This window comes from Nocardia sp. NPDC004711 (assembly GCF_053601595.1).
The window spans coordinates 103,752-129,420 of record NZ_JBSGCB010000020.1 but is presented as its reverse complement, the minus strand read 5'-3'; the positions used below and the strand labels follow the sequence as shown (position 1 = coordinate 129,420).

The window sequence follows — 25,669 nt, the reverse complement described above, 5'->3', positions numbered from 1 at the left end:
TAGACGGCCCGGACGCGCGCAGGGCCTGACAGTTCACTTGTCGGGGTGAGATGGGGATTCGGGCATGGATATTCGTGGCTTCATGAAACGACATAAGATCGCGTCGGCGGTGGCGGCGCCGGCGACGCTGGGCGTGGCGGTAGCGGTCGCGGCCACGTTCGCGATCACGTCGTCGCCGGACTCGAAGCAGGCCGATCCGGCGCTGAAGGCCTCGGTCACGGAATGTCACGACATGGTGACCATCTCGGTGGCCGGGCGCAACGATTCGCCGCAGCAGGGCACCACGAAGATGCTGGTCGACGCCAATGGCAACGAGCTGCCCGCGGCCCTGTCGGACGACTACCAGAGCCACTGGGTGGATCCGGTGGTGAACGCGCCCGGCGGATCGGTCGACTCCAACTCGTACTGGGCCGTGTACGTCTCCTATCCGGCGAACCTGAACAGCTACGAGGACGCCGTGAACACCGGTGTCGCCAATACCGAGCAAGTGATGCGCGACATCTCCGCGGCCTGCCCCAACACCAAGTACGCCATCGTGGGCTACAGCGAGGGCGCGGATGTCGCGCGCCGGGTCGCCATGGATGTCGGGCACCAGAGCGCCGGGGCGGACGGCAAGTACGGGATCGTCGATCCGGGCAATGTGGCCGGTGTCGTCATTCTCGCCGACTCGGGCCGGACTGCGGGCGAGGGTCCGTTCCCGGGCGCGCAGGACCCCAGCCATCCCGACAACTTCAACCAGAGCTATCAGACCGGCAAGGACGTCGCCGGCGGCCAGGGCGCACTACCGGACCATTCCGGTGACTTCGGCGCGCTGAACGGCCGGATCGCCTCCTTCTGCTCCGACGGCGACCTCACCTGCGCCGCGCCGAAGAACATCTCGCTGCTCCAGCTGGCCATCAATGTCGGCCGCCAGATCAATGCCGACCAGATGCAGAGCGACGGCCTCACCCCCACCACGGGCATGGATGTGGCGGTGGTGCTGGGCAAGATCGCCGGTAACGCCTTCGCCGACATCGCGCACAACCCCGGCTGGTGGACGAGCAAGGAGACCTTCCTCGACGTCCTGCTCAAGGTCTCGCAGCCGGGCTACAAGCCGAATCAGGACAACCCGACCCCGGTGGCCGCGGACTCGATTCAGGCCGAGACCATGTCGCCGCTGGCGTACCTGCCGCAGAAGGTCTTCAACGAGGTCGTCGGTCTGATCACCACCAACCAGAACACCATCCCGGTGCTCCTGAACGACCCGTACAACCTGACCCTCGGCCCCAACGGCACCGGTCACCACTTCGACTACTGGCGGGATTCCAACCCGGACAACGGCAAGCCCCTGACCTCCGCGGAGTACGCCGCCGCGTGGCTCACCGAGCTCGCCAAGGAGGCCCAGGCCGGCCAGCTGAACCCGAAGACGCTGACCTCGACCGCCACCACGGCCCCCAACGTGCTGGCCGCGGCGCCGAAGAGCGCCACGTCCGGAACCACCACTCCCGCAACCGGTTCCACGACACCGGCCGCCGGAACCACCACCCCGGCCACGACGACGCCCGCCACCACCACGACGACGCCGCCGCCGACCACCACGGTCACCCCGGATGCGGCCACCCCGGCGACCACCACGCCGCCGGTCACGACCACCCCGCCGGTGACCACCACGACGGTTCCGGTCACCACCACTCCCCCGGTGACCACCACGACACCGCCGACCACCACTCCCACGCACTGACCCACCGGCGAAACGAGCATGCGCTGGGGCGTCACCCTTCCGGGTGCGCCCCAGCGCATGCTCGTTTCCGAAGGAGCTCGCCGGTTCCGGCTCAGCGGATGGTGAACCAGACCAGGCTGCCCAGGCCCGCGACCAGGCAGTAGATGGCGAACGGGGTCAGGGTCTTGGTCTCGAAGTAGGCCGTGAGGAACTTGACCGAGATATAGGAGAGGACCCCCGCGACCACACTGCCCGCGAAGGCCGGGCCGAGGATGGCGTGGTTCTCGTGCTTGAAGAGCTCCGGCATCTTCAGCACGCCCGCCGCCAGGATCACCGGCGTGGCCAGCAGGAAGGCGAAGCGGGCGGCATCCTCGTGACGCATGCCCTTGAACAGGCCCGCGACGATGGTGCTGCCGGACCGGCTGATACCGGGGAAGAGAGCGGCGATCTGCGCGGCGCCGATCAGGGTGGCGTCGCGCATGCCGAGGCGGGACAGCCGGACATCGGAGGCGCGGGCCGGGTCGGTCATGGGGAGCACGACGGTGTCCTCCATGGAGAGGTCGCCGGTGCGGCCGGTGGGGCTGGCGAGCTGGAACTCGGGTTCGTGTTCACGCTTGCGCATGAGCTCGGCCGACAGCAGCACGAAGCCGTTGATCGCCAGGAAGATCGATGTCGGAACGGGCGTGCCGAGATAGTTGCGAACCGCCTTCTCCAGCAGCAGGCCGGCCAGGCCGACCGGAATCGTGGCGATCACCAGCAATACGCCCAATCTCGCTTCGGGCGTTCGTATTTGGCGTGTCAGCACCACATCCCACAGCCCCTGAACGATGCGTACCCAGTCCCGCCAGAAGAAGATCACCAGGGCGAGCGCGGTGGCGACGTGCATGGCCACCAGCAGCGCCAGATACGGGGAGTCCTTGGCGGACATGCTCAGATCGTCGGCCCATTTACCGCCGACCCAGGCGGGCAGCAGGATGCTGTGGCCCAGGCTGGATACCGGGAAGAGCTCACTCACCCCCTGGAGCGCGCCGACGATGATCGATTCCAGGTAACTGATGGCCATTCGAATTCCTGTCGGGGGCGGTGCGGGGATCCGAACACCCCGGGCCGATACACGGGCATTGTGTGATCGCGCCGGGGCAGCTCGCTTGGCGAGGCTACTCGATGCCGTGTCGGCGTGCGCACACGTGGTGGATCGGCGGAGGATGCGGCAGGATGAGAACGATCGGTATACCGGCGATGGGCGGGAGACGGAAATGCGAGCGGAACTCACCGAGTGGATGTCGCGGGGGAGCTACTTCGACTTCGACGGGCATCGGATCTTCTACATCCGAGAGGGGAAGGGACCGACGCTGCTATTGATCCACGGCTATCCCTTCAACTCCTACGACTGGCATCGCATCTGGCCGGACCTGACCGCCCACTACGACGTCATCGCGCCCGACATGCTCGGGATGGGCTTCTCCGACAAGCCCATTCGCCACCACTACAGCGTGCTCGAGCACGCCGATATGCACGAGGCGCTGCTGCGACGGCTCGGCATCGGCGAAACCCTGCTGCTGGCACACGATCTCGGTGTGAGCGTGGCGCAGGAGCTGCTGGCCCGCCGCCTCGACGGCACCGCGGCGGCCGACATCCGGGCCGTGGTGTTCCTCAACGGCGGTCTGTTCGTGGAGGCGTATCGCCCGCGCCTGGTGCAGAAACTGCTGGGCACACCCCTCGGCCATCTGGTGGGCCCGCTCATGACCGGCGGGGTCATCGCGCCGGCGGTGCGCGAGGTGTTCGGCCCGGACACCAAGCCCACCGCCGACGAGATGCGGACACTGCAGGAGGTGCTGTTCTACGGCAACGGCCGCTTCGTCAATCATCTGGTCGGTCGCTTCGTGGCCGAGCGCACCACCTACCGCGACCGCTGGGTCGAACCGCTGCTGCGCAAGGAGATTCCGATGCGGCTGATCAACGGCCCGCTCGACCCGAACTCCGGCGCGCACATGGTGGCCCGCTACCGCGAACTGGTCGCCGACCCGGATGTGGTGAGCCTGGACCGGATCGGGCACTGGCCGCAGCTCGAAGACCCCGCGGGGGTATTCGATGCGGCGCACGCATTCCTGCGCGCCGCGAATTCGGCCTAGACGCAATCCATTTGCGCGACGCGGAGCCCGGCTGCGTGGAATACTTCCGCGATATGCAGTACAGGGGATTCGACAATCCCGACGCCGGCGAGGATCCCGAGTTAGCTCAGGCCCGCATCTTCCTGGACGAATTGGAAAGGCATGTAGTCAAACTGACCCGGCGATTGCAGACCGCACCCACCCTCGAAGCCCGGCAGTCGATCAGTGCCGAACTCTCCACGGTGCGCCGGTATGTGGATCGCATTCACCACAGATTCCCGGGAATTGCCGTCGCGAATCCATTTCGCGGCTCACCACCCGGAGCACCCGCGCTCTAGGCCGGCTACCGGGCCGGATTCGATTGCGGCTCAACCGGTAGGCCTCGATCGCCGCTCACCGGGCCAGGTGTGCGCGCCAGCGTTCGGCGGAGCGGACCATATCCAGGCCCACCCGCTCGAGATACTCGCTCATGCCCAGCAGCCGCACCCCGGCGGGCGTGGCCGAACCCAGTGCGCCGGCGCCGTCGCGTGCCGTGGCGGCCAGCCGCTCATTCGTGCGCGCACCGGCGAGAGTAGCTCGGTACCAGGCGGATTCGTCGATCACATAGCGGTCGCGCCGACTGCCCGGATCCCGGTCCCGCCGGATCAGCGCCTGCTCCTGCAGGTAGCCCACGGCCGCGGACACCGTCGCGGGACTCACCCGCAGCCGGGCCACCAGCTCGGCGGCGGTGAGGCTGCCCGAATCCGCGGCGTACAGGCGGGCCAGCACGGCCGACGCCATGCGCGGCATGCCGGACTGCGCGAACAGCGCCGCGAACTGGGCGCTGAAATCGGCCAGCAACACCGGGTTGCGGCCGTATTCATCGACGGCAGCGGCCTTTTCGACGGGTCTGGGCCGGGATGCGCGACGGCGTGAGCGCACCACGGTGGCGGCCTGCGCCAGATCGGCGCGATAGCGACCGGGCCCGCCATTGCGGGTCACCTCGCGGCTCACGGTGGACGTCGGCCGTTCGAGGCGGCGGGCGATCTCGGCATAGCCGAGCCCATGGGCCAGCCCCGCGGCGATGAGACGGCGATCCTCCTGGCTGAGTCTTCCTCCGGGCATCGGAGCGGCTCCTTCATCAGATGCCGCCGAGGCGGCGCGGCTCACCCTATTGCAACACACCACGTGCGGAATCGGCCTGGGATATGGTCGCGTTGGGACACGAATTCCCTTGTGACACAGTCGTTATCCTGTGCATGACGGCATCTCCTCATTGCCATCGTTGTGAACGCAACGTAGCGTTCGCCCTCATTCGAACGAGCCACCCGGGGGCGAACGGCGGACGAGGACAGCCGATTCAGAGCCCGGTCAGATCGGCGATCACGCTGAAGTCCATGACATCCGTCCCCGCCAGGTACACCGGCTGGGTCGTGTGCGCCCCGCGCACCCGCACCTCACCGCGCGGACCCCCGTAACTCACCCGCGCCGCTTCGCGCTCGATGACCCGCACATCCAGGCTGCGCGCCGCCTCCGCCAGCGAGGCGAACAGCAGCAGGCCCTCGTAGCAGGATTCGCCGATATTGTTCAGCGCCGGGGCCAGTTGCCCGAAGCGGGCCGTGTAACGGCCGCCGAACGCCATACCCTCGCGCGACACCAGACTCTCGAAATAGCCACAGGCCGTGAACAATCCGCGCGCGCTCTCCGGACCGCCCGCGTACAGCACGTCCTCCCCGATCATCATGCTCAGCCGCAGCCGCCCGTCGTCCAGCCCGGCCGCCGCGAACGCCTGATTGAAGGCCGCGCAGTCCGCGCCGACCATGAACACCAGCACCCCCTGCGCAGGCGAGCGCCGGATCAGGTTCAGGGCGGCGGTGAAATCGCGGCCGCCCAGCGGGACGAACACCTCGCCGACCACGTCGATATCGGTGCTGCGCACGAATTCCCATGTGGCCCTGGATGTTTCACGCGGCCACACGTAGTCGTTGCCGACGACGCACCAGCGCCGCACCCCCAGTTCGGAGCGGAACCAGCGCAGCGCGGGGAACAATTGCTGGTCGGGCGTCTCCCCCACCATGTAGACGCCGTCGGAATCCTCGCCGCCCTCGTAGAAGGTGGTGTAGACGTAGGGCACCCGGCCCGCGGTGTGCGGCGTGATCACCTTGCGGGCATTGGACAGGTGCCAGCCGACCACCCCGTCGATCATGCCCAGGCTCACCATCCGGTCGATCTGCGCGGCCAGCACCGGCAGCGGCGCACCGGCGTCCACCGGGTGCAGCCGGACCGGCCGGCCCAGAATGCCGCCGACGGCATTGATGTCCTCCACGGCGAGCGTCGCACAGGCTTCACAGGACGGCCCGAAGATGCCCGCGGGACCGCTCAGCGGCACCACCAGCGCGAGGTCCACCGTGGCCCGGCGCGACCGGAAATCCCGTCGCGTCATCGAATATCACCACCGTCATCGCTGCCTGCGTCCGCCCGGTACGGGGCGGTACATGCCGAAGAGGCACGATAGTACCGTTTCGCCGCGAACCGGGAAATCACTACAGCCCGGCCCCGCCCTATAGTGGCCCCGGTGAACAGTCCTGACGCGCGCGAGCTGATCCTGCTCGCCGGTGAGCGCACCATCGCCGAACGCGGACCGGACGCGGCCCTGCGCGATATCGCGGTGGCGGCGGGACAGCGCAACAACTCCGCGGTGCACTACCACTTCGGTTCCCGGGACGGGCTCATCGCGGCCATCATCGAACGGCATCAACCGGCACTGGAATCCCGGCGCACCGAACTGCTGGCCGAGCACGAGGCCGCAGGTGCGCCGGACAGCGTGGCCGCGCTGGTCGCCATTCTGGTGCGGCCCATGTTCGACGTGCCCTACGCCGAGGGGTCGACGCACTACGCGCGATTTCTCGAGCAGGCGCGCGCACATCCCGCCGTGACCGGACCGAACCTGCACGAGAAGCGCTGGGCCGCAACACGAGTCCTGGTCGCCCGGCTCTACCGCGCCATGCCCGACAGCACCCCGGCGCAGCGCCGATACCGGCTGCAGGCCATGACCACCGTCATGTTCGCCCTGCTCGCCGACTACGAACGCCAGGACCTGCCCAACGCGGCCGAGCGCGCGGACGCCCGGGACAGCATCATCGCCATGATCGTCGGGCTACTGACCGAACCGGTCGGTCAGGACGCCGCGGTCCGGGCATCCGGGTCGAAGCCGCCGGGCATCTCGTAGACCATCCCGCTGAAGGTGATGCCGAACAGCCGCCCGGCCGAGAAGCCCTGGCCGCCACGGCCGTACTGCACCTCACTGGTCAGCTGCGGTCCGGAGCCGAGCACGCAGTATCGCCCCGGTGCGTCGATACGGACCACCTGACCGGACGAATTGAACGGCAGCACCGGGCGTTCCAGCGAATCCAGCGTCAGCCCGTCGGGCGCGGCGAGCAGATCACCGCCGGACAGGTCCAGTAGCGACTGCGGGGCCCACGGGGCATTGGTGGGAATCCGGCTCACGCCCGGGTTCACGAAGGTGCGCGACACGTAGAGGTACGAGTCGTCCTGGTCGAGCACCGCGCCATTGGCACTGGGGAAGCTCGCCCAGTTCGGCTGCACCACACCGTTCGGGTACACCTTGCCCACCAGGGAACCGAAATCATTGGTGGCATAGACGGTTCCGTCGTGCGCCACGTCCATGCCGTCGGCCGCCGAGAGGCCCGTCGCGAAGGGAGCCACCGCCCCGGTGTCCGGGTCGACGGTGACGATCCCGGCGTGCCGCAACGCATCACCCACGAACACCCGGGGATCCGCGCCGTAGCCGACCAGCAGCCGGCCGTCCGGCAGCCAGGCCAGCGCGCCCGCGCCGCCACTGGGCACCTTGGCGATCGGCACCGCCGGCGCACCCGGCGCGTCGATGCGAAAGACCTGCCCGCTGACCAGATCGGTGACGAACGCCCGCCCGGCGGGGTCGATGGTCAACCCCTCGAGCGCCGCGCCCGGCAACGAGGCCACCACCGCGGTCGGCTGTCCCGCGCCGGGACAGACCGGCGCGGCCGAGGCCGGCGCCGCGGCGAAAGACGACAGCGCCGCGCAGGCGAGCATCGCGCCGGCGAGCGCAGCGGATTTCCTGATCCCCATGTCGTACCTCGTCCATGTCGGCCGGTAAATCCCTGCATCGTATGACGTATCAGGAGCCCGAAGAGTTCAATTGTGGCCGTGCTCGGGATTTCGATTCGCCCCACTCGCCATTTCCGTCGCCTCGCCGCCGGTCTCGCGCTGGCAACCTCCTGGACTTTCGTCCATACGTCCCTGATTCACGCGGATACTGTTGCAGAACAACAACTTCCAGCGACGGTCCCGAGTATTCGGCATTGGACGCCGACCGGATCGGACAAGACCGGATTCGTTCTCGGCTCCGAATCCCGCATTATCGCCGACGCCGGCTCCACCGAAATCGCGGAACACCTTGCCGAGGACCTGATCCGGGCCGGAAAACCGATTTCCCTGGCCGACGGTAGCGACCGGCCGGGCGATATCGTGCTGCGCACAGGCGATATCGACGACCCGGCCGCGCAGTCGTATCGCATCGCCGTCACCGATCGGCTCACCATAACCGCCGACAGCCAGACCGGCATCGTGCACGGCACCCAGACCGCCCTGCAATGGCTGCGGCAGACCAGCACCCTGCCCGGCGGCGTCGCCGAGGACCGGCCGGACTACAGCGAGCGCGGGCTCATGCTCGACACCGGGCGCGAGTTCTTTCCCGTCGACTGGGTGAAGGCCCGCATCCGCGACGCCGCGTACCTCCGGATGAACCTGGTGCAGCTGCACCTGTCGGACTCGCAGGGCTTCCGGCTGGCGAGCGTCATGCACCCGGAGATCACCTCGCCCGAGCACTACAGCGCCGACGATATTCGCGAAATCGTCTCCTATGCACGATCTTTCGGCATCGATATCGTGCCCGAAATCGACATGCCCAGCCACATGAACACCATCCTGGCCCAGCATCAGGACCTGGTCCTGCGCCCGGCCCGCACCACACCGCGGGACGCGGTGCTGGACAGCGTGATCGTCGGCGGTGCCGGCGGCAAGATCGATCTCACCAATCCCGGTGCCCGCCAGTTGATCAGCGACATTCTGCACGAGTTCGTACCTCTGCTCCCGGGGCGCTACTGGCACCTGGGCTGTGACGAGTACATTTCCGACTACACGCGCTATCCCCAGCTGGGTGACTACGCCACACGGACGTTCGGCCCGGAAGCCGCACCCGGCGATATCCTCATCGACTTCGCCAACTGGGCCGCGGATCTCGTCGAATCGCTCGGCAAGACGCCGCGGGTCCGGAACGACGGCTTCGACCATCCGGGTGTCCTGACACCGAAACCCGAACTGGTGGTGCAGTACTGGTCGGCCGGCGCCGGTGGGCTGCCGTGGCTGCCCGGCGGTCGCACACCCGCCGACTTCACCCGGGACGGGCATCCCGTCCTCAATGCGGCCTTCACGCCCACGTACTTCACGACCGGCGGGCCGGCCGCGGCGCTCAACGCTCCGCCGGAACTGCTGTGGGCCTGGGACCCGGGGCTTTTCGTGAACGGGCAGCGGCTGCCCGATTCCGATCGCCCGCTGTTGCGTGGCTCCATGCTCTTCCTCTGGTGCGATGATCCTGCCGCCCTGGCTCCGGAGCAGATCGTCGCTCCGCTGCGGGCCCGGCTGCCGGTCATGGCCCAGCAGTTGTGGGCGGGCACCGGCGGGATCGGGTATCCGGACTTCCTCGGCCGCGCGTCCGCGGTCGGGTGGCCCTGATCAGAAGCGTCTGGCGCCGGCCATCGGCATGGTGGTCAGTGGTGAGACCTTCACGCCGGAACCGTAATCGCTGGCGTGGATGACCTTTCCGTCACCGAGATACAGAGCGGAATGGCCGCCGCCGTAATAGGAGACCAGATCACCCGGTTGCAGGTCGTCCACCGACACCGGCGTTCCGGCGGCCAGCTGTGAATAACTGGTGCGCGGCACTTCGACTCCGGCCTCACGATACGACCACTGCACCAAACCCGAGCAGTCGAAGGTGTCCGGGCCATCACCCCCCATGGCGTAGGTCGCGCCGAGCTTGGTGCGGGCGGCCTCCACGGCGCGTTCGCCGACGGTCTTCTTCGGCATGGCCGCGGGTACCGGCGCGCGGGGCGCCGCGGGATCGGTCACGCCGGGGATTCCGACCAGCGGGGGCAGGCTGCTCGGCACTGCGAAGGTGCCGAGACCGGCCACCACCACCGAGCGGGATTCCGGAGCTGGCATGACGGGGTACAGCGGAACGGGCGAAAGCGCCTGGACCGGAATCTGATCCGGTACGGGGTCGGCCGGGGCGATAGTGATGTGCCCCGGAATCCCGACCATGCGCGAGGCATCCGCCCAGCCGACAGCGGAGGTCTCGCCGACCGCGGGCAGCGGCGCGATATCCACACTCGGCGGCAAGATATCCACACTCGGCAGCGTGACATCCACACTCGGCACGGAAGCGAGGCCGAACGGGGTCGCGATCTCGGTGGGAATCTCGATCTCCCCGATACCGGGGATCGAGACCGGCGCTGCGTGCGCCTGGCCCGCTGTGAACAGCAGGGCCGCTCCGACGGCTGCCGCGCCGAGGACTCCTGTCGCCAGGGCCCGCATGCTCAGCCGCGGTAGCACTCGAACCTTCTGTCTATCACCGTTGGTTTCCATGAGCGGTCGTCCTCCGATCAAGCCGTGAAAGCTATACGGTTTCCGTCCATCACACTCGAACTCTTCGGTCCTGCAGCAGATCCGAGAGTGCATATTTCGCCCGAATTGCACAGGGTGCAACAAGTGACGTGCGTGTTATCGATAACGAAACAGTAACCATTGACGGCTGTGTCCAATTGGACACAGCCGATTTTCATCGAATTCGACGACATCGCGCGAGCCTTCACTGGCCTGGACGCGCGCCCGTGTGAGACTGATCGACGGAAAAACAGCCCTCCCCATCATCAGGAGGATGATCGATGACCAAATCCGGTGCGCTACCGAATCTTCCCGAGCCCCTGGTTGTCACACTGGGGAATCTCAAAGGCGGCGTGGGTAAAACGACCTCCGCCTTCTTCCTCGCCTCGTATTTCGCCACGGTGCACGAACTTCGGGTACTCGTGATCGACGCCGACCCGCTCAGCCAGACCGGTTACTCCTGGTATCGGCGGCTACAACGGGCCGAGGTCGGCATTCCCTTCGAATTGCTCGCCTTCCCGTCCCGGCACGTGAACGACTGCATCACCGACAATTCCGCGAATTACGACGTGATCATCGTCGACGCCGGCGGCGAATCGGCCGACATCTTCAAGGCCGCCGTCACGGTGAGCGATGAGCTCGTTCTCGTCACCAGCGTCAGCCCGTCGGAGGTCAAACGCGTGCCCAGTACCTATCGCGCCGCGGAAGAGGCGGCCGCCGAACACGAAAAGGCCATTCGGGTGCGGGTGCTCATGACCAAGGTGCCGGTCACCATGAAGAACGGCGTCAATGTCTCCACCGAATACCGCACGCAGCGCGCCAATCTGGAGGACGCCGAATACGACGTATTCGAATCCTATGTGAGCGCCTGGAAGTGGTACCGCGAAGCCGCCGACGGCGAAGTCGGCGACGGCGCCGAGAATCCGATCGAGGATCTCGGCGAATACCGTGCCGTCGGTGACGAATTGATACAGCCCTATCTGGAGGCCGCGCAGTCCACCCGCATGCCGGCGGAGGTGTCGGCCTGATGCCGCCCCAGCGCCGCAAGAGTTCCATCGGCGGGGGCCTGGGCCGTAACCCGCTCTCCGACGAGGCCGAGCACACTCCCCCGGTCTCGCCGCTGCGCGACGCCAAATGGCCGCGGACCCCGAAGCTGTCCCAGGCCGCGACCACGGTACTCATGGCCCCGGCCAAACCCGCACAGCCGGAGGCGGACTCGGCGATATCGGCACCGGAACCAGCGCAGTCGACACCGGCTCCGGAGCCGGCCGCACCCGCCCCGCCACAGCCCGAACCGGTGGCGACCGCACCCGAACCGGTTGCCGCCCCGGCCGCTTCGGCACCGTCCGGACCCGCGCCGGTCCGGGCGGCCGCCCCGCCGGAGGTCGAGTCCGCGCCGAGCGTGCTCGATCTGCCGCTGCCCAGTGCGGGTGGCGAGGGACCGCTCAGCCGGACCGAATCCGATCAGCTCGAGCTCTGCGAGTCCTCCATCGACGCGCTGCGGGTGGCCTTCTGGACCGCCGGGCGCGCCCTGCAGATCGTGCGCGACGGGCGGCTCTACCGCGCTGATCACGCCACCTTCGACGAGTACGTCGAGAAGCGGTGGGACATGCAGCGGTCCTACGCGCACAAGCTGATCCGGGCCTGGCCGCTGGCCTCCCGCCTGCACCCGCTCGCGCCCGCCATCAACGAGGGACAGATCCGCGAGCTGCTGCCGGTGGCCGCGGCCCACGGCGAGGACGCGGCGGTCACCGTCTACACCACGCTGGCCGCCGACGTGAGGGTCACCGCGGGCAAACTGCGCGAAGCGGTCGCGGTGCTGCCCGACGACTACGACGAGAGCACGGTGGTGCAGCGGCTGCGGGCGTGGCTGCGCGGCGACCTCATCGAGGAGCAGACGCAGACACCCGATCTGTTCAGCTCGGTGGAGTCGCGCCTCACCGCGCTCACCCAGAAGGTGGTCAAGGGCTCCACCGACCATCCGGTCGCGGCCCGCGAATTCGCGGCCAAACTACGGACGCTGGCCGAACTCATCGAGCGCCAGATTCCGCTTGCCGGGCGAATGCCCGACACCGAATAGCGTTACTCCGCAGCGTCACAGCGCTACTCCGCAGCATCGAAAGGGCCCGGCCGAGTGCCGGGCCTTTTCGATGTCCGCGCTCGCCGCCGCGAATTCGATAGGAATGCGATCTTTCTGAAATAGCAAAAACCTATCAACGCGGACTTTGCCCACACGGCACGACTTTGCCCGCACAGCGAAAAGGCCCCCCGATCGCTCGGGGAGCCCTCGCACTGTGTCCGGTAGGTTATTCGCCCACCGCGTGGCGTTCGCGGGCGCCGGCGGCGCGCTGGCGGGTGGCACGGGCGGCCGCGGCGTCGAACAGCTCCAGGTGCTCGAACAGCGGGTCCTCGTCATCGGATTCGACCAGGACCGCCCGGCGCAGCTGGGTACGGGTCTGCTCGCGATCCGGGCGCGGGCGTTCGCGGCGGCGCGACTCCTCCTCGTCGTCCTCGGCGCGCTTGCGGGCCAGGCGGGCGGCGCGGCGGCGGCGGATGTCCTCCTCGATGCGGACCTGTCTGCGTAGGTAACCCAGGTACGCCACCAGGACCGCGCCGGACAGGGCGCACAGCCACCACAGCACCGGCGAGACGGCGAGACCGGCGGCAGCCACGACCAGGGTGGACAGCACCAGGCCCAGCACGGCGCGCTGACGGAAGGTGTACCGGGCCGCCCGGGCGGCGGCGTCGGCCTCGGGATCGAAACCGCCGCGGCCGCGGCGGGACGGCACGAAATCCGCGTCCTCGTCCTCGTCCTCGGATTCGGGCTCCGGTTCCGGTGCCGGATCGGGCTCGCGCAGCGCGGGGGTGCGGGCGCGCTGAGGCGCCTCCTGCCGTTCTGCGCGCTCGGCCTCGCGGTCGGCGTCGTCTGCCACCGCCCCATCGTTCTCGGATTCACCCTCGGCCGTGGCGGTTTCGGGGAGCGTCTCGGACTCGGCCGGCTCGGACTCGGATTCGGCCGCGATCTCCGCCGCCTCGACACCGTCGGCCGAATCCCCCTCGGGCCCGGGCACTTCGGTGGGCGGCGTCTGCGCTTCGGCGATGGGCGCAGCCTCGGTGTCGACTTCCTTCTCGTCCGATGCAGCTGCGTCGTCCGATCTGGTCATCCGATCCTCCGGATCCTCGCTCGGGTGCTGAAGCTTTCTGCGAACCGGCACGTAGTCCGGGTCGGTGTCATGTCCGGTCGCCGGACCTTTCCTGGTGCGCTGTGCGGCACCACCGCGATGCAGGATCCGCGTGGAGAGCGCGGCGTCGGTGTGCTGCCGGATACGGGGATGACGGTTGGCCAGCATCGGAAACAGGACGAAGACCCAGAGCACCACCAAACCGATCCACAAGATCGAATTCGGCATTGCCGTCACACCTCCGTCCCGCCCAGCTCATAGTCCCTTCGACGTGCACCGCAGCGCCAACCGGCGGGTACACAGACGCACCACCGGCGTCCGTAGGTTAATTCCACACCGGGGTAATTCCCCACAGGCGCGCCGACCACACAGGTAACACTAGTAACAGCCAACCCCTCGGTCGTTCTCCGGGTCGGGCCCCGGAAACCCGATTCGGCGGGGCAATTCTGGTGAGCCGCAGGCAGAGGCGGTAATCGGGCCGCCGAAATACACAGCGAGTTATCAGGCTCTGGTGGCGCGTCCGGCGCGAATCAGCCTGTCCACCACCGTTCCTGAGACCTCTTCGACCGTCATGCCGACCAGCAGGTGATCGCGCCAGGCCCCGTCGACATCCAGGTAGCGCTCCAGCAGGCCCTCCTCGCGGAAGCCGACATTGCGCAGAACCGCCTGGCTCGCAAGGTTTTCCGGACGCACCGTGGCCTCCACCCGATGCAGGCCCACCTCACCGAAGCAGTGGTCCAGCCCCAGCGCCAGCGCCGCGGTGGCCACGCCCTGCCCGCTCAGCTCGCTCGACACCCAGTAGCCGATCCACGCCGAACGCAATGCGCCGCGCACGATATTGCCCACCGTGAGCTGCCCGCTGAACACGCCGTCGACCTCGATGACCAACGGGATCATGGCGCCGCGCCGGGCCTCGGCCTTCAGCGCCGACCACAGCGCGGGCCAGTTGCTCGAGTGGTTGCGCGCCTCCCACGGGCCGCGGCCGGTCGGCTCCCACTTCTCCAGATAGTCCCTGTCCCGGATACGAATCCGGCTCCAGGCGGAGGCATCACGCAAACGGATCGGACGCAGGGTGACGATGCCCGCGGCGACCCGCACCGGCCCCAGATGCGCCGGCCAGCCCGGATGCTGGGCGGTCCGGAAGACATTCACGCTGTGCCCATTCGACATGCTCGGGGGCCCTCCGTGGTTACGCTCGCAAGCACAGGGTGGTGGAGCGACGCCTGCGGGCCCTGACCGATCATGTCGGGCCTCACCCTCGCTGCGCAAGGAACGCGACCTGCACCTCGTCACCGGTGCGCACCTCGGTGACCTCGGGATCGATCACGATCAGGCTGTTGGCCTCCGCCATGGTCGCCAGCAGATGCGAGGACGCGCCGTTCGGGCCGCCCAGCGGCTGCACCAGGTAGTCGCCGGTCTGCTCGTCGCGCATGAGCTGTGCGCGCAGATACCCGCGCCGGCCCGGAATCGAGGCGATCGGCAGGATGGTGCGCGCCCGCACCATGCGCCGCATGGGATGGCGGCGGCCCAGCGCGATCCGGATCAACGGACGCACCATGACCTCGAAAACCACCAGCGCGCCAACCGGATTCGACGGCAGCAGGAAGGTCGGCACCTCGTCGCGGCCCAGCAGGCCGAAACCCTGCACCGAGCCCGGATGCATGCCCACCCGGGTGATCTCCAGCTCGCCCAGGCCCTCGAGGGCCTCGCGCACCTGCTCCGACGCCCAGCCGCCGACCGCGCCCGCGATCACGACCACCTCGGAGCGAACCAGCTGGCCCTCCACCACATCTCGCAGCCGCTTGGGATCGGCGCTGACGATGCCGACCCGGTTCACGTCCGCACCCGCGTCGCGCGCGGCGGCGGCCAGCGCGTAGGAGTTCACGTCATAGACCTGGCCCGGTCCGGGGGTACGGTCGATGTCGACCAGCTCGCCGCCGACCGACAGCACCGACAGCCGCGGCCGCGGATGCACCAGCACCTTGTCCTTGCCCACCGCGGCCAGCAGACCCACCTGGGCCGGGCCGATGATGGTGCCCGCACGCACGGCCAGATCGCCGGGCTGCACATCGTCGCCGATGCGGCGCACGTAGTCACCGGAGCGCACCGACTCGAAGACCTTCACCCGGGCCCGGCCGCCGTCGGTGTTCTCCAGCGGCAGCACCGCATCGGCGAGGGTGGGCAGCGGCGCGCCGGTGTCCACGCGCACGGTCTGGCGCGGCTGCAGCCGGATCGGCTGCCGCGAGCCGGCGGCCACCTCACCCACCACCGGCAGGCTCAGGTGCACCGAATTACCGTCCTCGTCACGGATATTCGCGCCCGCGCCGGCCACATCCACACTGCGCACGGCGTATCCGTCGATGGCGGCCTGATCGAAGCCCGGCAGTGGACGTTCGGTCACCACGTCCTCGGCACACAGCAGTCCCTGGGCCTCGCTGATCGCGACCCGGACCGGCCGCGGGGCCACGGCCGCAGCGGTCACCTTGATCTGCTGATCCTCAACCGAGCGCATGCCGCCCTTCCGTTGTCTCGCCCGCCGCCGTCGACGTGTCGCCCGCCGGGCCGCCCACGCGACCCCGGCGCCTGTCCTTCACTTCTGCCCGTTGCGGCTATTCGTACGAGGTCAGCTGGGGATTCCAGCCGGACCCGAGCCGCTGCTCGAGCCACTCCCGCAGGGCGGGACCGTATTCCTCGCGTTCCAGAGCGAAATCGACCGCTGCTCGAAGATAACCGCCCGGGTTCCCCAGATCGTGTCGCGACCCACGATGCACCACGACGTGTACCGGGTGACCCTCGGCGATCAGCAGCGCGATGGCGTCGGTCAGTTGCAGCTCACCGCCCGCGCCGGGGGCGATGCGGCGCAGCGCGTCGAAGATGGCGCGGTCCAACAGGTATCGCCCGGCCGCGGTGAAGGTGGACGGGGCGTCGGCGATGGCGGGCTTCTCCACCATGCCGTTGACCTTGAGCACGTCCTGCGGGCCGCCGGGCAGCTCCTCGACGTCGAAAACGCCGTAGGCACTGACCTCTTCCTTCGGCACGTCGATGGCGCACAGCACCGAGCCGCCGTAGGTGCTGCGCACCTTGGCCATCAGCTCGAGCACGCCGCCGGGCAGCACCAGGTCGTCGGGCAGCAGCACCGCGATGGCGGACTCGTCGGCGTCGAGCACCGATTCCGCCTGTGCCACCGCGTGACCCAGGCCCAGCGGCTCCTCCTGCACCACCGAGGTCACGTCCAGCAGCGCGGGCGCCTTGCGCACCTTCTCCAGCAGATGGAACTTGCCGCGCTCGGCCAGGGTGCTCTCCAGCACCAGGTCCTCGACGAAATGTGCGACCACACCGTCTTTTCCGGGCGAGGTCACGATCACCAGCCGGTTGGCGCCGGACTCCGCGGCCTCGGCGGCGACCAATTCGATGCCCGGGGTGTCGACCACCGGCAGCAACTCCTTGGGCACCGTCTTGGTCGCGGGCAGGAACCTTGTGCCGAGCCCCGCCGCGGGAACCACCGCGGTACGGAAGCACGACTCGGCTGCGCCGCCGTTCGACGACTCGGCTCCGCCGCCATTAGCTGTCATGAATTCACCCTATCCATCCGTCACACGCCCGAGACCGGCTCAGGGCCGCCTCGATATCCCCGAGAGCCTAAGGGGCGGGAGCGTCGGGAGCGCACCGAACGCCGGACCGGAGCGGAACTGGCAGACCGACCTGTTCATTTCATTTCAAGTTCGCCGCACTGTGACCTCTCACGTACCCAGCGGTTGTTAGCTGACACCTATGACCGATCGTGAGGATTCCCACAGCCCCGATTCCACCTCGGACAACCCGGCGGCGTCCGCCGCGAACTCGCCCGACGCCGCGCGCGGGCTGAGCCGCCGCCGGCTGTTCGGCGCGTCCGCGGTGGCCGGGCTGGCCGGGCTCGCGGTCGGCGCCGGCGGCGCGGTCGCGCTGCGCGGCGGCGCATCGAACTCCGAGGCGTGGCCGCGCTCGGCCGAACTGGTGACCACCCCCGACCGCGCGGCCGCGCCCCGGGTCGCGGGCCTGCACCTGCAATTCGGATCCGACACCACCCGCGAGGTGGTGGTCAGCTGGCACACCACCGGATCGGTCACCAAGCCCACCGTGCGCTACGGCACCGCCGACGCCGGCTTCGGCAAGAGCGTGCAGGCCGAGACCCGGACCTATCGGGATGCCAAGTCCGGCATCGAGATTCAGGCCCACCACGCCCGGATCACCGGCCTGTCCCCCGACACCGACTACGTGTACGCCGCCGGGCACGACGGCGCGCCGCCCGAACTCGGCACCATCCGCACCGCCCCGGCGGGCCGGGCCAAGTTCCGGTTCACCAGCTTCGGCGACCAGGGCACGCCCACCGTCGGCAAGATCGTCGACGGCAAGGCCCTCAACGACAACCTCGGCTCCCAGTACGCCGGCGACGTCACCTCGGCGGTGGAATCGCTGGCCCCGCTGTTCAACCTGGTCAACGGCGACCTCTGCTACGCCAATATCGCCACCGACCGCATCCGCACCTGGAACGACTGGTGGGCCAACAACTCTCGCTCCGCCCGCTACCGGCCCTGGATGCCCGCACCCGGGAACCACGAGAACGAGCTCGGCAACGGGCCCATCGGATATCAGGCGTTCCAGACCTACTTCACCGTCCCGGACTCCGGTGGCGAGGACCACGCCAAGGGCCTGTGGTACTCGTTCACCGTCGGCGGCGTGCGGGTGATCGCGGTCGCCAATGACGACATCTGCCTGCAGGACGGCGGCAACTCCTATGTCAGGGGCTACTCGGGCGGCGCCCAGAAGCGTTGGCTGGAGGGCGAACTGGCCCGGGCGCGGGCCGACCGGGGCATCGACTGGGTGGTGGTGTTCATGCACCAGGTCGCCATTTCCTCGGCCGACAAGTTCAACGGCGCGGACCTGGGCATCCGGCAGGACTGGCTGCCCTTGTTCGACAAGTACCAGGTCGATCTCGTGCTGTGCGGGCACGAACACCATTACGAGCGTTCGCATCCGGTGCGCGGGGTGACCGGGTCCGAGACGCTGACCCCCAGGCCCGCCGACACGCGTAAGGACGTCGTCGATACCAGTAAGGGCACCGTGCACCTGGTGATCGGCGGCGGCGGCACCTCCTCGCCGTCGAATCAGCTGTTCTTCCCCGGCGACAAGTGCCGGGTCATCACCGCGGTCGGCGAGGTGGATCCGGCGACCGGCAAGAAGGCGCCGGTGTACGTCCTCGAGGACGCGCCCTGGTCGGCCTTCAAGGACGCCGAACACCCTTACGGTTTCTGCGCTTTCGACGTGGACCCGGGTCAGCCGGGCGGTAACACCACCATCACCGGCACCTACTACGCTCTCACCGGGCCGACCAGCGACCTGAAGGCCGTCGACACCTTCACCCTCACCCGGCCGCGCTCGGACCGCTGACCCGCCCGTCCTAGGGTGGAGGCGTGACCGACGAGCGGGACAAGCGCGCCTGGCGCGAGGAGATCCTCGCGCGGCGCAAGGCGTTGCCCGTCGCCGACCGGGAGCGTGAGGCGGCGGCACTGGCTGCGGCGGCCGGGGCGCTCGCCGACGCGGAGTGGGTGTGCGCCTACGTGCCCATCGGCGGTGAGCCCGGCTCGCTCGCCATGCTCGACGCGCTGCGGGCCGCCGGGGCGCGGGTGCTGCTGCCGGTCACCGGCGAACCCGGTCCGCTGGAATGGGCCGAGTACACCGGTCCGGCGGGGCTGCGGCGCGGGCGCTTCGGACTCCGGGAACCGGAAGGCGCGCCGGTCACGAATGGGATCGCGAAGGCCGCGGCGATTCTGGTTCCGGCATTGGCGGTGGATCGCCGCGGGGTTCGATTGGGGCGCGGGGCCGGTTATTACGATCGAAGTCTGAGCGCCTGCCGCGCCGACGCGCGATTGATCGCGGTGGTGCGCGACGACGAACTCGTGGAGCGTTTGCCGGAAGAGCCGCACGACCACCGAATGGGGTGGGCACTGACCCCGCTCGGGGGCCTGCGACGGCTCGAAGATCGGGTCGGGAATTGACACCCGATTGGCAGCGTTGGCACTGCCAGCTGTAGAGTGCTAATTCGACGAAGAGCGTGGAGGTTTCCCGATGCCTACTTACTCGTATGCATGCACCGAGTGCGACAACAAGTTCGACATCGTGCAGTCCTTCTCCGATGACGCGCTGACCACCTGCGACCAGTGCAACGGCAAGCTCCGCAAGCTGTTCAACTCGGTCGGCATCGTCTTCAAGGGCAGCGGGTTCTACCGCACCGACAGCCGCAACGGATCGACCTCCTCCGAGCCGGCCAAGTCCTCGTCCACCTCCTCGGAGAGCTCCAGCTCCACGGCGCCGAGCTCCTCGACCTCGGCCACGTCGACCAGCGGCTCCAGCACCTCCGCCGCCTGATCCGAGTTTCTCCACAGGCTTTTCGTTATCCACAGCCCGGGTTCCGCCCGGGCCTGTCGGTATCGGGGCGACCGTACGCTGCCCCGCATGACGCGACCGTATCGAGCCATCCTGCAGGACTTCCGTAGCCGCCTGATCTGGGCGGACGCGGTGCTACTGCGGCGGGCCGGGGCGGTCGCGCTGCTCGTTCTGGCGGGGTTTCTGGCCGTGCGCGCCGACCCCGCGGCCGGACACACCCAGGTCCTGGTCGCCACCCGGGATCTGCCACCCGGACAGGTACTGGGCGACGGCGATGTGCGGGTCGCGGCACGGGAGACGGCGACCCTGCCCGCCGGCACCGTGCGGGAGGCCGCCCGGCTGCGCGGAGCCACCCTGGCGGGCGCGCTGGCGGCGGGTGAGATCGTCACCGAGGTCCGGGTGGTGGGGCCGCGGCTGGCGGCGGTGGCAGCGCAGTCCGCCGATGCGCGCATCGTCCCGATTCGCTTGGCGGACAATGCCGTTGCCGAAATCCTGCGGGCCGGGGACCGGGTGGACGTGGTGGCCGGCGAGGACTCGGGCGGGGGCGGCCGGCCCGCGCGGCTGCTCGCGGCCGACGCGGCCGTGGTGCTGGTGTCGGGGACGGAGAACTCACGCGGGCGCACCGACCGGATCGTGCTGCTGGCATTGGATTCCCGGCGGGCCGCCGCGGTGGCCGCGGCCTCGCTGCGGACGGCACTCACCGTCGTGTTCCACTGAACCGGCCCGCGGGTGAACTAGCATCCCGTATACCCCCATTACTCTGCGTTCGATCCCTCAGGTAGAGGAGCTTCCGCAATGCTCAAGGGTTTCAAGGATTTCCTGATGCGCGGCAATGTCATCGACCTGGCGGTGGCCGTGGTCATGGGTACCGCCTTCGTCGCCATCGTCACCGCGTTCAGCGACGGCATCATCACCCCGCTGCTCGCCGCATTCGGCGGCACCAGCCAGCTCGGCCTGGGCTTCCAGCTGGTGGCCGACAAACCGGCGACCTATGTGGCCGTCGGCCCGATCATCACCGCGGCCATCAACTTCGTGATCATCGCGACTCTGCTCTACTTCGCCCTGGTGCTGCCGTACAGCAGGGCCAAGAAGCTGTGGGGCACCGCGGAGGACCCGGTCACCGATACCGAACTGCTGACCGAGATCCGGGACCTGCTGGCCACGCGCAGCGCCGGCGGCAAACACGAGATGTGAACGGGGACATAGCAATATCGGATCGGGATACAGCAAACGGACCCGGCGCGAAAAGCGCCGGGCCCGTTGCCATTACCAGCTAGCGGGTTTTACCCCAGGCTGAAGGGCTGGCCCCACAGGGTGACCCAGCTGATGACGTTGTCGGTCTCGACCTCGACGCTCACGAAGGAGCGCGCCTGGGCGTAACCGGCACAGCCGTTCAGGCCGATGGTCTCATCCGACCAGGTCACCGAACCGTCGGTGCCCTTGAAGGCGTTGCGGGTCTTGTGGGCTTCCTTGCCGTAGTCGTCCGGCATTTCCAGGTCGAGGATGTAGAACGACTTGGCCTGGCCCGGACCCAGGGTCAGGTTGGCGCCGGTGTTGGCGCCGGCCTGCGGGGTGACATTGCCGGAGTTGTCCCAGCTGGCACCGCCGGTCGCGCCACCGTTGACGTTGCCGCCATCGATGGTGACCTGGCAGCCCACCACGTAACCCGGGTAGATCTTGCCGCCGGTGGCGGTGGTGTCACCGTCGATGTGGACCTGCGCCGACGCCGAGACCCAGGCGTTGCGGTGCACGGGGGTGGCACCCAGCGACGGGCTGATGTTGGCGGACTCGCCGACCAGCTTCACCGTGACAACGGTGCCGTCGGACAGAGTCTGGGTGATTTCGCCGCCCGGCAGCGGCACGAAGGTGTCGGCGTTCGCCGCACCGGTGGAGAGCAGGCCAAGGGCGGCGGTGGCAACGGCACCTACACCGGCCGCCCGCGCCACGGTCTTACGGATACTCATTTCTGTTGTCCCTCGTGGGTCGAATTCGCTTATGCGAGAAAGGATTTGGCGGGTCGAGACCACGGTCAGCCGATGCTGAACGGCTGTCCGTAGAGCGTGGTCTTCGAGTAGTCGTTGCCGATGATTTCGACGGTGGTGTACGCACGCGCCTGGGCGTACCCCGCGCAACCCTGAATCTGCATCTCCGCGTCCCGGTACTCGACCGAGTAGGTGCCGGACTTGGTGATGTCCTTGGAGTCGATCTGAACGAAGGCGACCTGGCCGGGGCCGAGGTTGACGCCGATGGAACCACCGACGCCCGCGCTGTTCAGGCTGACATTGCCGGAGATACCGGCGGAGATGGCGTCCTCACCGATGCTGATCTGGCAACCGACGATGTAGCCGGTGCTGATGATCGACGAACCATGGGTGGACGAATTGTTCGAACCCGGGCTGTTGGTCGGGCCGTTCCACGGACCGACGGTGCCATCCGGAGTGTCGACGACGGCGCTCGCGGCGCCGCTGACCCATACGACACGACCCGCGCCATTGGCGGCGAGCGACGGCGACACGATCGCGTGCTCACCGGTGCGGGTGATGGTGACGGTGCCCGCCGGGTTCACCTTCTGGCCGTCCGGCAACGGCACGAAGGTGTCGGCGTTAGCGGCACCAGTGGAAAAAAGGCCGAAGGCCACGGCCGCAGCCGCGCCGATGCCCGCAATGCGGGCAGCGGTACGCGCACCGTGGGTGCGGTTCTCGCTCATACTTCCCCTCATCAGGTTTCAAGCAGTTCAACCTCGACCACCGAGGTTGAAATGGGACCCTTCCGAATCCCCGGTTGAGTTTGTCGCCACATTGTTGCCACCGTGTTACTGGTCACAAATTCTTTTGGCGTAGCGACGCAGGGCACTTTACATCACAAGAGTGGGCTCTGAGACGTGAGCGAACAGAGTCGACCACTCGCCAACACAAACCCGCAGGTATGTCGAGAAAGTCGCGGATAGCAAAAGGGGCCCGGCGCTAATCGCACCGGGCCCCTTCGGAATCCGCTGAGCGGAAACTGATCAGCCGAGACTGAAGGGCTGACCCCACAGCGTGTAGGCGGTGATGACGTTGTCGGTCTCGACCTGGACCGCGACGAACGAGCGCGCCTGGGCGTAGCCGCCGCAGCCGCTCAGGTTGATGGTCTCGTCGGACCACGTCACCGAGCCGGAGTTGCCCTGGAACTTGTTGCGCAGATTGTGCGACTCCTGGCCGTAGTCGTCCGGCGCTTCCTCATCGAGCAGGTAGAACGCCTTCGACTGACCGGGGCCCAGGGTCAGGTTGCCACCGACGTTGGCGCCGGCGGACGGGCTGGAACCGTCGTAGTTGGCGCCCACGCTGGGGCCGCCACTGGCGCCGCCACCGGCGATGTTGACCTGACAGCCGACCACGTAACCGGGCACGATCTTGCCGCCGACAGAGCTGTTGGTGCCGGACAGCTGCACCTGCGCGCTGCCCGACACCCAGGCATTGCGGTGCAGCGGGGTGTCGCCCATGGACGGGTTGATGTTGGCGGACTCGCCGGTCATGGTGATGGTCACGACGGTGCCGTCGTCCATGGTCTCGGTGATGGAGCCGCCGGGCAGCGGCACGAAGGTGTCGGCATTGGCAGCGCCGGTCGAGAACAGGCCCAGGGCGGCGGTGGCGACAACGCCGACGCCGGCGGTCCGCGCCAAGGTCTTGCGAACGTTCATGATCAAATCCCTCTGGGGTCGAATTCGCTTACGCGAGAAATGAATCGAGTGGTCGACCACACGTCAGCCGAGGCTGAACGGCTGCCCGTAGAGGGTGGTCTTCGAGTAGTCGTTGCCGATGATCTCGACCACGGTGTAGGCGCGCGCCTGGGCGTAGCCCGCGCAGCCCTGCACGTCGACCGGCACATCCTGGTAGTCGATCGAGTAGGTACCCGGCTTCAGGATGTCCTTGGAATTGATCTGAACGAAGGTGACCTGACCGGGGCCGAGGTTCAGGCCGATGGAGCCGCCCGCATTGGCGCCGGTGAGGCTCACGCCGCCGGAGACGCCGGCGGAGACGGCGGTGTCGGAGATGTTCACCTGGCAGCCGATGAGGTAGCCGGTGTTGATCTGCGACGCACCGTGGGTGGACGAGTTGTTGGAGCCCGAGCCGTTCTTGGGTCCGTTGTTCGGTCCGACGGTGCCGTCCGGGGTGGCGGTGACCTCGGCGACGGCCTTGCCCGAGAGCCAGGCGGTGCGGCCCGCGCCGTTCGCCGACAGCGACGGCGAGATCACGGCGTGCTCGCCGACCCGGGAGATGGTGACGCCGGGTCCGACCTTCTGACCGTCCGGCAACGGCACGAAGGTGTCGGCGTTGGCGGCGCCGGTCGACAGGAGGCCGAAAGCCACGGAGGCCGCCGCGGCAACGCCCGCGACACGGGCGGCGCGACGCAAACCGGCGGTCCGGTTCTCGCTCATAGTTCCCTCATCAGTTTTCTTGCGGACAACCCCGACCACCGGGGCTGAAGAGGCCACTACGACACGAGATTCCGACAGAAGCAACGCTCGAGCACGCAACTCAAACTCGTTCGAGCCGCAACTTTGGTGACCAGCGAGAGATATTAGCCACAGCAGCTACCAGATGGCAACAACCAAATAACGGACGTATCAAGTCAGATAACAAGAGGCGTGGCAATTATCTGGCGAATGGCACCGCCAGACCGTGAACAGGCATGCGGGATCTACGGCGTATAGCCGGATATGAATACGTCGCGAGCGCGACTCGACCGCGATACGGCAGCAGGATCAGCCGTGATGCGGCGGAACTTGGGAGCGCAGCCAATCATCGGAGGATCGGCCGGATTCGGGCTCGGGAGTGCGCTCGTCCGTGGTCGTGGACGGCAGCTCGTCACCGAAGATGCGCGCCAGCCGGGCGCGCTCGGCGGGTGTCAAACGACGAGACCCCGCCCGGCGCTCGGCCGGACGGGGTGGTTCCGAGGTCTCGGATGACCCGGATGACTCGGAAGGCTGCTCGGCGTCGATCATTCCGACAGGCCGGACAGTTCATCGATGACCCGGCTGGCCAGCGGGCCCAAGGTGGCCATGCCGTCCCGGATCGCGGCGCGCGAACCCGGCAGGTTCACCACCAGCGTGCTGCCGGAAACCCCGGCCAGACCGCGGGACAGCCCCGCGTCCAGCGAACCCGAGGCCAGCCCGGACGAACGCAGCGCCTCGCTGATACCGGGCAGCACCCGGTCCAGCACCTCCTCGGTGGCCTCCGGGGTCACGTCACGCGGTGACATGCCGGTGCCGCCGACCGAGATGACCAGGTCGACACCACCGATCACCGCGGTATTGAGCGCATTGCGGATCTCCACCTCATCGGCCTGCACCGACACCGAGGCGTCCACCAGGAACCCGGCCTCGGTGAGTAGCTCGGTGACCAGCGGACCCAGCGAGTCCACCCCGCCATGGGCGGTTCGATCGTCGACGACCACGACAAGAGCACGGCCCGCGACAGCGGTATCGATTTCCATGGTGCTCACCGTAGCGCCCTTGTCCGACAACAGCTCCCAGCCCCCGTCACCGGTGACGCGAATCGCCGGGGTCGGTT

General features: G+C 68.2%; 27 protein-coding genes. 12 read left to right on the top strand and 15 right to left on the bottom strand.

Going from position 1 to position 25,669, the window contains the following annotated elements; genetic code table 11:
• Window positions 1–64: 64 nt before the first annotated feature.
• Window positions 65–1,720, top strand: coding sequence for a cutinase family protein (locus tag ACWEKS_RS21775; protein ID WP_452341758.1), 1,656 nt, complete (start codon window positions 65–67; stop codon window positions 1,718–1,720).
• A gap of 91 nt (window positions 1,721–1,811) precedes the next feature.
• Here the strand turns inward: ACWEKS_RS21775 and ACWEKS_RS21770 are convergent, their stop codons facing one another.
• Entirely contained in the window at window positions 1,812–2,768 is a 957-nt protein-coding gene (locus ACWEKS_RS21770; RefSeq protein WP_379387505.1) for an undecaprenyl-diphosphate phosphatase, read from the bottom strand.
• 187 nt (window positions 2,769–2,955) lie between these two features.
• Between ACWEKS_RS21770 and ACWEKS_RS21765 the strand changes: the two genes are divergently transcribed.
• Together ACWEKS_RS21765 and ACWEKS_RS21760 are read left to right on the top strand one after the other, a co-directional pair.
• Window positions 2,956–3,831 (top strand): alpha/beta fold hydrolase, encoded by an 876-nt coding sequence (locus ACWEKS_RS21765; protein ID WP_452341757.1) that lies wholly within the window; start codon window positions 2,956–2,958, stop codon window positions 3,829–3,831.
• Window positions 3,832–3,884: 53 nt separating this feature from the next.
• Window positions 3,885–4,148, top strand: coding sequence for a hypothetical protein (locus tag ACWEKS_RS21760; RefSeq protein ID WP_354836231.1), 264 nt, complete (start codon window positions 3,885–3,887; stop codon window positions 4,146–4,148).
• A 55-nt stretch (window positions 4,149–4,203) separates the two neighbouring features.
• On the opposite strand, the gene ACWEKS_RS21755 is transcribed toward ACWEKS_RS21760, so the two are convergent.
• Together ACWEKS_RS21755 and ACWEKS_RS21750 are read right to left on the bottom strand one after the other, a co-directional pair.
• The gene (locus tag ACWEKS_RS21755) at window positions 4,204–4,914 is read right to left on the bottom strand and encodes a helix-turn-helix domain-containing protein (protein ID WP_452341756.1); all 711 of its coding nucleotides are present in this window, start codon (window positions 4,912–4,914) and stop codon (window positions 4,204–4,206) included.
• A 235-nt stretch (window positions 4,915–5,149) separates the two neighbouring features.
• Entirely contained in the window at window positions 5,150–6,232 is a 1,083-nt protein-coding gene (locus ACWEKS_RS21750) for a substrate-binding domain-containing protein (protein WP_452341755.1), read from the bottom strand.
• A gap of 132 nt (window positions 6,233–6,364) precedes the next feature.
• Here ACWEKS_RS21750 and ACWEKS_RS21745 point away from each other — a divergent pair, with 132 nt between their 5' ends.
• Complete coding sequence (locus tag ACWEKS_RS21745) at window positions 6,365–7,018, top strand: TetR family transcriptional regulator (protein ID WP_452341754.1); 654 nt, start codon at window positions 6,365–6,367, stop codon at window positions 7,016–7,018.
• Here ACWEKS_RS21745 and ACWEKS_RS21740 read toward each other — a convergent pair.
• Window positions 6,967–7,917, bottom strand: coding sequence for an SMP-30/gluconolactonase/LRE family protein (locus ACWEKS_RS21740; RefSeq protein WP_452341753.1), 951 nt, complete (start codon window positions 7,915–7,917; stop codon window positions 6,967–6,969). The genes ACWEKS_RS21745 and ACWEKS_RS21740 overlap by 52 nt on opposite strands.
• Before the next feature lie 78 nt (window positions 7,918–7,995).
• On the opposite strand from ACWEKS_RS21740, the gene ACWEKS_RS21735 reads away from it, so the two are divergent.
• Window positions 7,996–9,582 (top strand): family 20 glycosylhydrolase, encoded by a 1,587-nt coding sequence (locus tag ACWEKS_RS21735; RefSeq protein WP_452341752.1) that lies wholly within the window; start codon window positions 7,996–7,998, stop codon window positions 9,580–9,582.
• On the opposite strand, the gene ACWEKS_RS21730 is transcribed toward ACWEKS_RS21735, so the two are convergent.
• On the bottom strand, window positions 9,583–10,494 hold the full coding sequence (locus tag ACWEKS_RS21730) for a C40 family peptidase (protein ID WP_452341751.1): 912 nt from the start codon (window positions 10,492–10,494) through the stop codon (window positions 9,583–9,585). It lies immediately after the preceding gene.
• A 299-nt stretch (window positions 10,495–10,793) separates the two neighbouring features.
• On the opposite strand from ACWEKS_RS21730, the gene ACWEKS_RS21725 reads away from it, so the two are divergent.
• Both ACWEKS_RS21725 and ACWEKS_RS21720 read left to right on the top strand, forming a co-directional pair.
• The gene (locus tag ACWEKS_RS21725; protein ID WP_452341750.1) at window positions 10,794–11,540 is read left to right on the top strand and encodes a ParA family protein; all 747 of its coding nucleotides are present in this window, start codon (window positions 10,794–10,796) and stop codon (window positions 11,538–11,540) included.
• The gene (locus tag ACWEKS_RS21720; RefSeq protein WP_452341749.1) at window positions 11,540–12,592 is read left to right on the top strand and encodes a hypothetical protein; all 1,053 of its coding nucleotides are present in this window, start codon (window positions 11,540–11,542) and stop codon (window positions 12,590–12,592) included. The genes ACWEKS_RS21725 and ACWEKS_RS21720 overlap by 1 nt, the downstream gene beginning before the upstream one ends.
• A gap of 226 nt (window positions 12,593–12,818) precedes the next feature.
• On the opposite strand, the gene sepX is transcribed toward ACWEKS_RS21720, so the two are convergent.
• From sepX to ACWEKS_RS21700, 4 genes are all read right to left on the bottom strand, one after another.
• Window positions 12,819–13,922 (bottom strand): divisome protein SepX/GlpR, encoded by a 1,104-nt coding sequence (gene sepX / locus ACWEKS_RS21715; RefSeq protein WP_452341748.1) that lies wholly within the window; start codon window positions 13,920–13,922, stop codon window positions 12,819–12,821.
• A 273-nt stretch (window positions 13,923–14,195) separates the two neighbouring features.
• The gene (locus ACWEKS_RS21710; RefSeq protein ID WP_452341747.1) at window positions 14,196–14,864 is read right to left on the bottom strand and encodes a GNAT family N-acetyltransferase; all 669 of its coding nucleotides are present in this window, start codon (window positions 14,862–14,864) and stop codon (window positions 14,196–14,198) included.
• An 82-nt stretch (window positions 14,865–14,946) separates the two neighbouring features.
• A complete protein-coding gene (gene glp, locus ACWEKS_RS21705) occupies window positions 14,947–16,206 on the bottom strand; it encodes a molybdotransferase-like divisome protein Glp (RefSeq protein ID WP_452341746.1) in 1,260 nt (419 codons plus the stop codon).
• A 97-nt stretch (window positions 16,207–16,303) separates the two neighbouring features.
• Window positions 16,304–17,266, bottom strand: coding sequence for a UTP--glucose-1-phosphate uridylyltransferase (locus tag ACWEKS_RS21700; protein ID WP_452341745.1), 963 nt, complete (start codon window positions 17,264–17,266; stop codon window positions 16,304–16,306).
• 199 nt (window positions 17,267–17,465) lie between these two features.
• On the opposite strand from ACWEKS_RS21700, the gene ACWEKS_RS21695 reads away from it, so the two are divergent.
• The 5 genes from ACWEKS_RS21695 to mscL all read left to right on the top strand — a co-directional run bounded on the left by ACWEKS_RS21695 (window position 17,466) and on the right by mscL (window position 21,311).
• Window positions 17,466–19,121, top strand: coding sequence for a purple acid phosphatase family protein (locus ACWEKS_RS21695; protein ID WP_452341744.1), 1,656 nt, complete (start codon window positions 17,466–17,468; stop codon window positions 19,119–19,121).
• Window positions 19,122–19,144: 23 nt separating this feature from the next.
• Entirely contained in the window at window positions 19,145–19,729 is a 585-nt protein-coding gene (locus ACWEKS_RS21690) for a 5-formyltetrahydrofolate cyclo-ligase (RefSeq protein WP_452341743.1), read from the top strand.
• Between the two features lie 70 nt (window positions 19,730–19,799).
• Window positions 19,800–20,099, top strand: a complete 300-nt coding sequence (locus ACWEKS_RS21685; protein ID WP_452341742.1) for an FmdB family zinc ribbon protein — start codon at window positions 19,800–19,802, stop codon at window positions 20,097–20,099.
• Window positions 20,100–20,186: 87 nt separating this feature from the next.
• Window positions 20,187–20,834: an SAF domain-containing protein gene (locus tag ACWEKS_RS21680; protein ID WP_452341741.1), complete on the top strand. Its 648-nt coding sequence runs from the start codon at window positions 20,187–20,189 to the stop codon at window positions 20,832–20,834.
• A gap of 78 nt (window positions 20,835–20,912) precedes the next feature.
• The gene (mscL, locus tag ACWEKS_RS21675; RefSeq protein WP_452341740.1) at window positions 20,913–21,311 is read left to right on the top strand and encodes a large conductance mechanosensitive channel protein MscL; all 399 of its coding nucleotides are present in this window, start codon (window positions 20,913–20,915) and stop codon (window positions 21,309–21,311) included.
• A gap of 89 nt (window positions 21,312–21,400) precedes the next feature.
• Here the strand turns inward: mscL and ACWEKS_RS21670 are convergent, their stop codons facing one another.
• The 6 genes from ACWEKS_RS21670 to ACWEKS_RS21645 all read right to left on the bottom strand — a co-directional run bounded on the left by ACWEKS_RS21670 (window position 21,401) and on the right by ACWEKS_RS21645 (window position 25,592).
• Window positions 21,401–22,081 (bottom strand): MspA family porin, encoded by a 681-nt coding sequence (locus ACWEKS_RS21670; RefSeq protein ID WP_379442255.1) that lies wholly within the window; start codon window positions 22,079–22,081, stop codon window positions 21,401–21,403.
• A gap of 65 nt (window positions 22,082–22,146) precedes the next feature.
• Window positions 22,147–22,824, bottom strand: coding sequence for an MspA family porin (locus tag ACWEKS_RS21665; protein ID WP_379442256.1), 678 nt, complete (start codon window positions 22,822–22,824; stop codon window positions 22,147–22,149).
• Between the two features lie 300 nt (window positions 22,825–23,124).
• Window positions 23,125–23,796, bottom strand: a complete 672-nt coding sequence (locus tag ACWEKS_RS21660) for an MspA family porin (RefSeq protein WP_452341739.1) — start codon at window positions 23,794–23,796, stop codon at window positions 23,125–23,127.
• Between the two features lie 63 nt (window positions 23,797–23,859).
• The gene (locus ACWEKS_RS21655) at window positions 23,860–24,534 is read right to left on the bottom strand and encodes an MspA family porin (protein ID WP_452341738.1); all 675 of its coding nucleotides are present in this window, start codon (window positions 24,532–24,534) and stop codon (window positions 23,860–23,862) included.
• 327 nt (window positions 24,535–24,861) lie between these two features.
• Window positions 24,862–25,008 (bottom strand): hypothetical protein, encoded by a 147-nt coding sequence (locus ACWEKS_RS21650; protein ID WP_379397343.1) that lies wholly within the window; start codon window positions 25,006–25,008, stop codon window positions 24,862–24,864.
• Between the two features lie 89 nt (window positions 25,009–25,097).
• Complete coding sequence (locus ACWEKS_RS21645; RefSeq protein WP_354836561.1) at window positions 25,098–25,592, bottom strand: MogA/MoaB family molybdenum cofactor biosynthesis protein; 495 nt, start codon at window positions 25,590–25,592, stop codon at window positions 25,098–25,100.
• Window positions 25,593–25,669: the final 77 nt, after the last annotated feature.

Coding starts and splice junctions, on each gene's coding strand:
- ACWEKS_RS21775 (WP_452341758.1), top strand. CDS start 65: ATGGATATTCGTGGCTTCATGAAACGACATAAGATCGCGTCGGCGGTG.
- ACWEKS_RS21765 (WP_452341757.1), top strand. CDS start 2,956: ATGCGAGCGGAACTCACCGAGTGGATGTCGCGGGGGAGCTACTTCGAC.
- ACWEKS_RS21760 (WP_354836231.1), top strand. CDS start 3,885: ATGCAGTACAGGGGATTCGACAATCCCGACGCCGGCGAGGATCCCGAG.
- ACWEKS_RS21755 (WP_452341756.1), bottom strand. CDS start 4,914: ATGCCCGGAGGAAGACTCAGCCAGGAGGATCGCCGTCTCATCGCCGCG.
- ACWEKS_RS21750 (WP_452341755.1), bottom strand. CDS start 6,232: ATGACGCGACGGGATTTCCGGTCGCGCCGGGCCACGGTGGACCTCGCG.
- ACWEKS_RS21740 (WP_452341753.1), bottom strand. CDS start 7,917: ATGGGGATCAGGAAATCCGCTGCGCTCGCCGGCGCGATGCTCGCCTGC.
- ACWEKS_RS21730 (WP_452341751.1), bottom strand. CDS start 10,494: ATGGAAACCAACGGTGATAGACAGAAGGTTCGAGTGCTACCGCGGCTG.
- ACWEKS_RS21725 (WP_452341750.1), top strand. CDS start 10,794: ATGACCAAATCCGGTGCGCTACCGAATCTTCCCGAGCCCCTGGTTGTC.
- ACWEKS_RS21720 (WP_452341749.1), top strand. CDS start 11,540: ATGCCGCCCCAGCGCCGCAAGAGTTCCATCGGCGGGGGCCTGGGCCGT.
- sepX (WP_452341748.1), bottom strand. CDS start 13,922: ATGCCGAATTCGATCTTGTGGATCGGTTTGGTGGTGCTCTGGGTCTTC.
- ACWEKS_RS21710 (WP_452341747.1), bottom strand. CDS start 14,864: ATGTCGAATGGGCACAGCGTGAATGTCTTCCGGACCGCCCAGCATCCG.
- glp (WP_452341746.1), bottom strand. CDS start 16,206: ATGCGCTCGGTTGAGGATCAGCAGATCAAGGTGACCGCTGCGGCCGTG.
- ACWEKS_RS21700 (WP_452341745.1), bottom strand. CDS start 17,266: ATGACAGCTAATGGCGGCGGAGCCGAGTCGTCGAACGGCGGCGCAGCC.
- ACWEKS_RS21695 (WP_452341744.1), top strand. CDS start 17,466: ATGACCGATCGTGAGGATTCCCACAGCCCCGATTCCACCTCGGACAAC.
- ACWEKS_RS21685 (WP_452341742.1), top strand. CDS start 19,800: ATGCCTACTTACTCGTATGCATGCACCGAGTGCGACAACAAGTTCGAC.
- ACWEKS_RS21680 (WP_452341741.1), top strand. CDS start 20,187: ATGACGCGACCGTATCGAGCCATCCTGCAGGACTTCCGTAGCCGCCTG.
- mscL (WP_452341740.1), top strand. CDS start 20,913: ATGCTCAAGGGTTTCAAGGATTTCCTGATGCGCGGCAATGTCATCGAC.
- ACWEKS_RS21670 (WP_379442255.1), bottom strand. CDS start 22,081: ATGAGTATCCGTAAGACCGTGGCGCGGGCGGCCGGTGTAGGTGCCGTT.
- ACWEKS_RS21665 (WP_379442256.1), bottom strand. CDS start 22,824: ATGAGCGAGAACCGCACCCACGGTGCGCGTACCGCTGCCCGCATTGCG.
- ACWEKS_RS21660 (WP_452341739.1), bottom strand. CDS start 23,796: ATGAACGTTCGCAAGACCTTGGCGCGGACCGCCGGCGTCGGCGTTGTC.
- ACWEKS_RS21655 (WP_452341738.1), bottom strand. CDS start 24,534: ATGAGCGAGAACCGGACCGCCGGTTTGCGTCGCGCCGCCCGTGTCGCG.
- ACWEKS_RS21645 (WP_354836561.1), bottom strand. CDS start 25,592: ATGGAAATCGATACCGCTGTCGCGGGCCGTGCTCTTGTCGTGGTCGTC.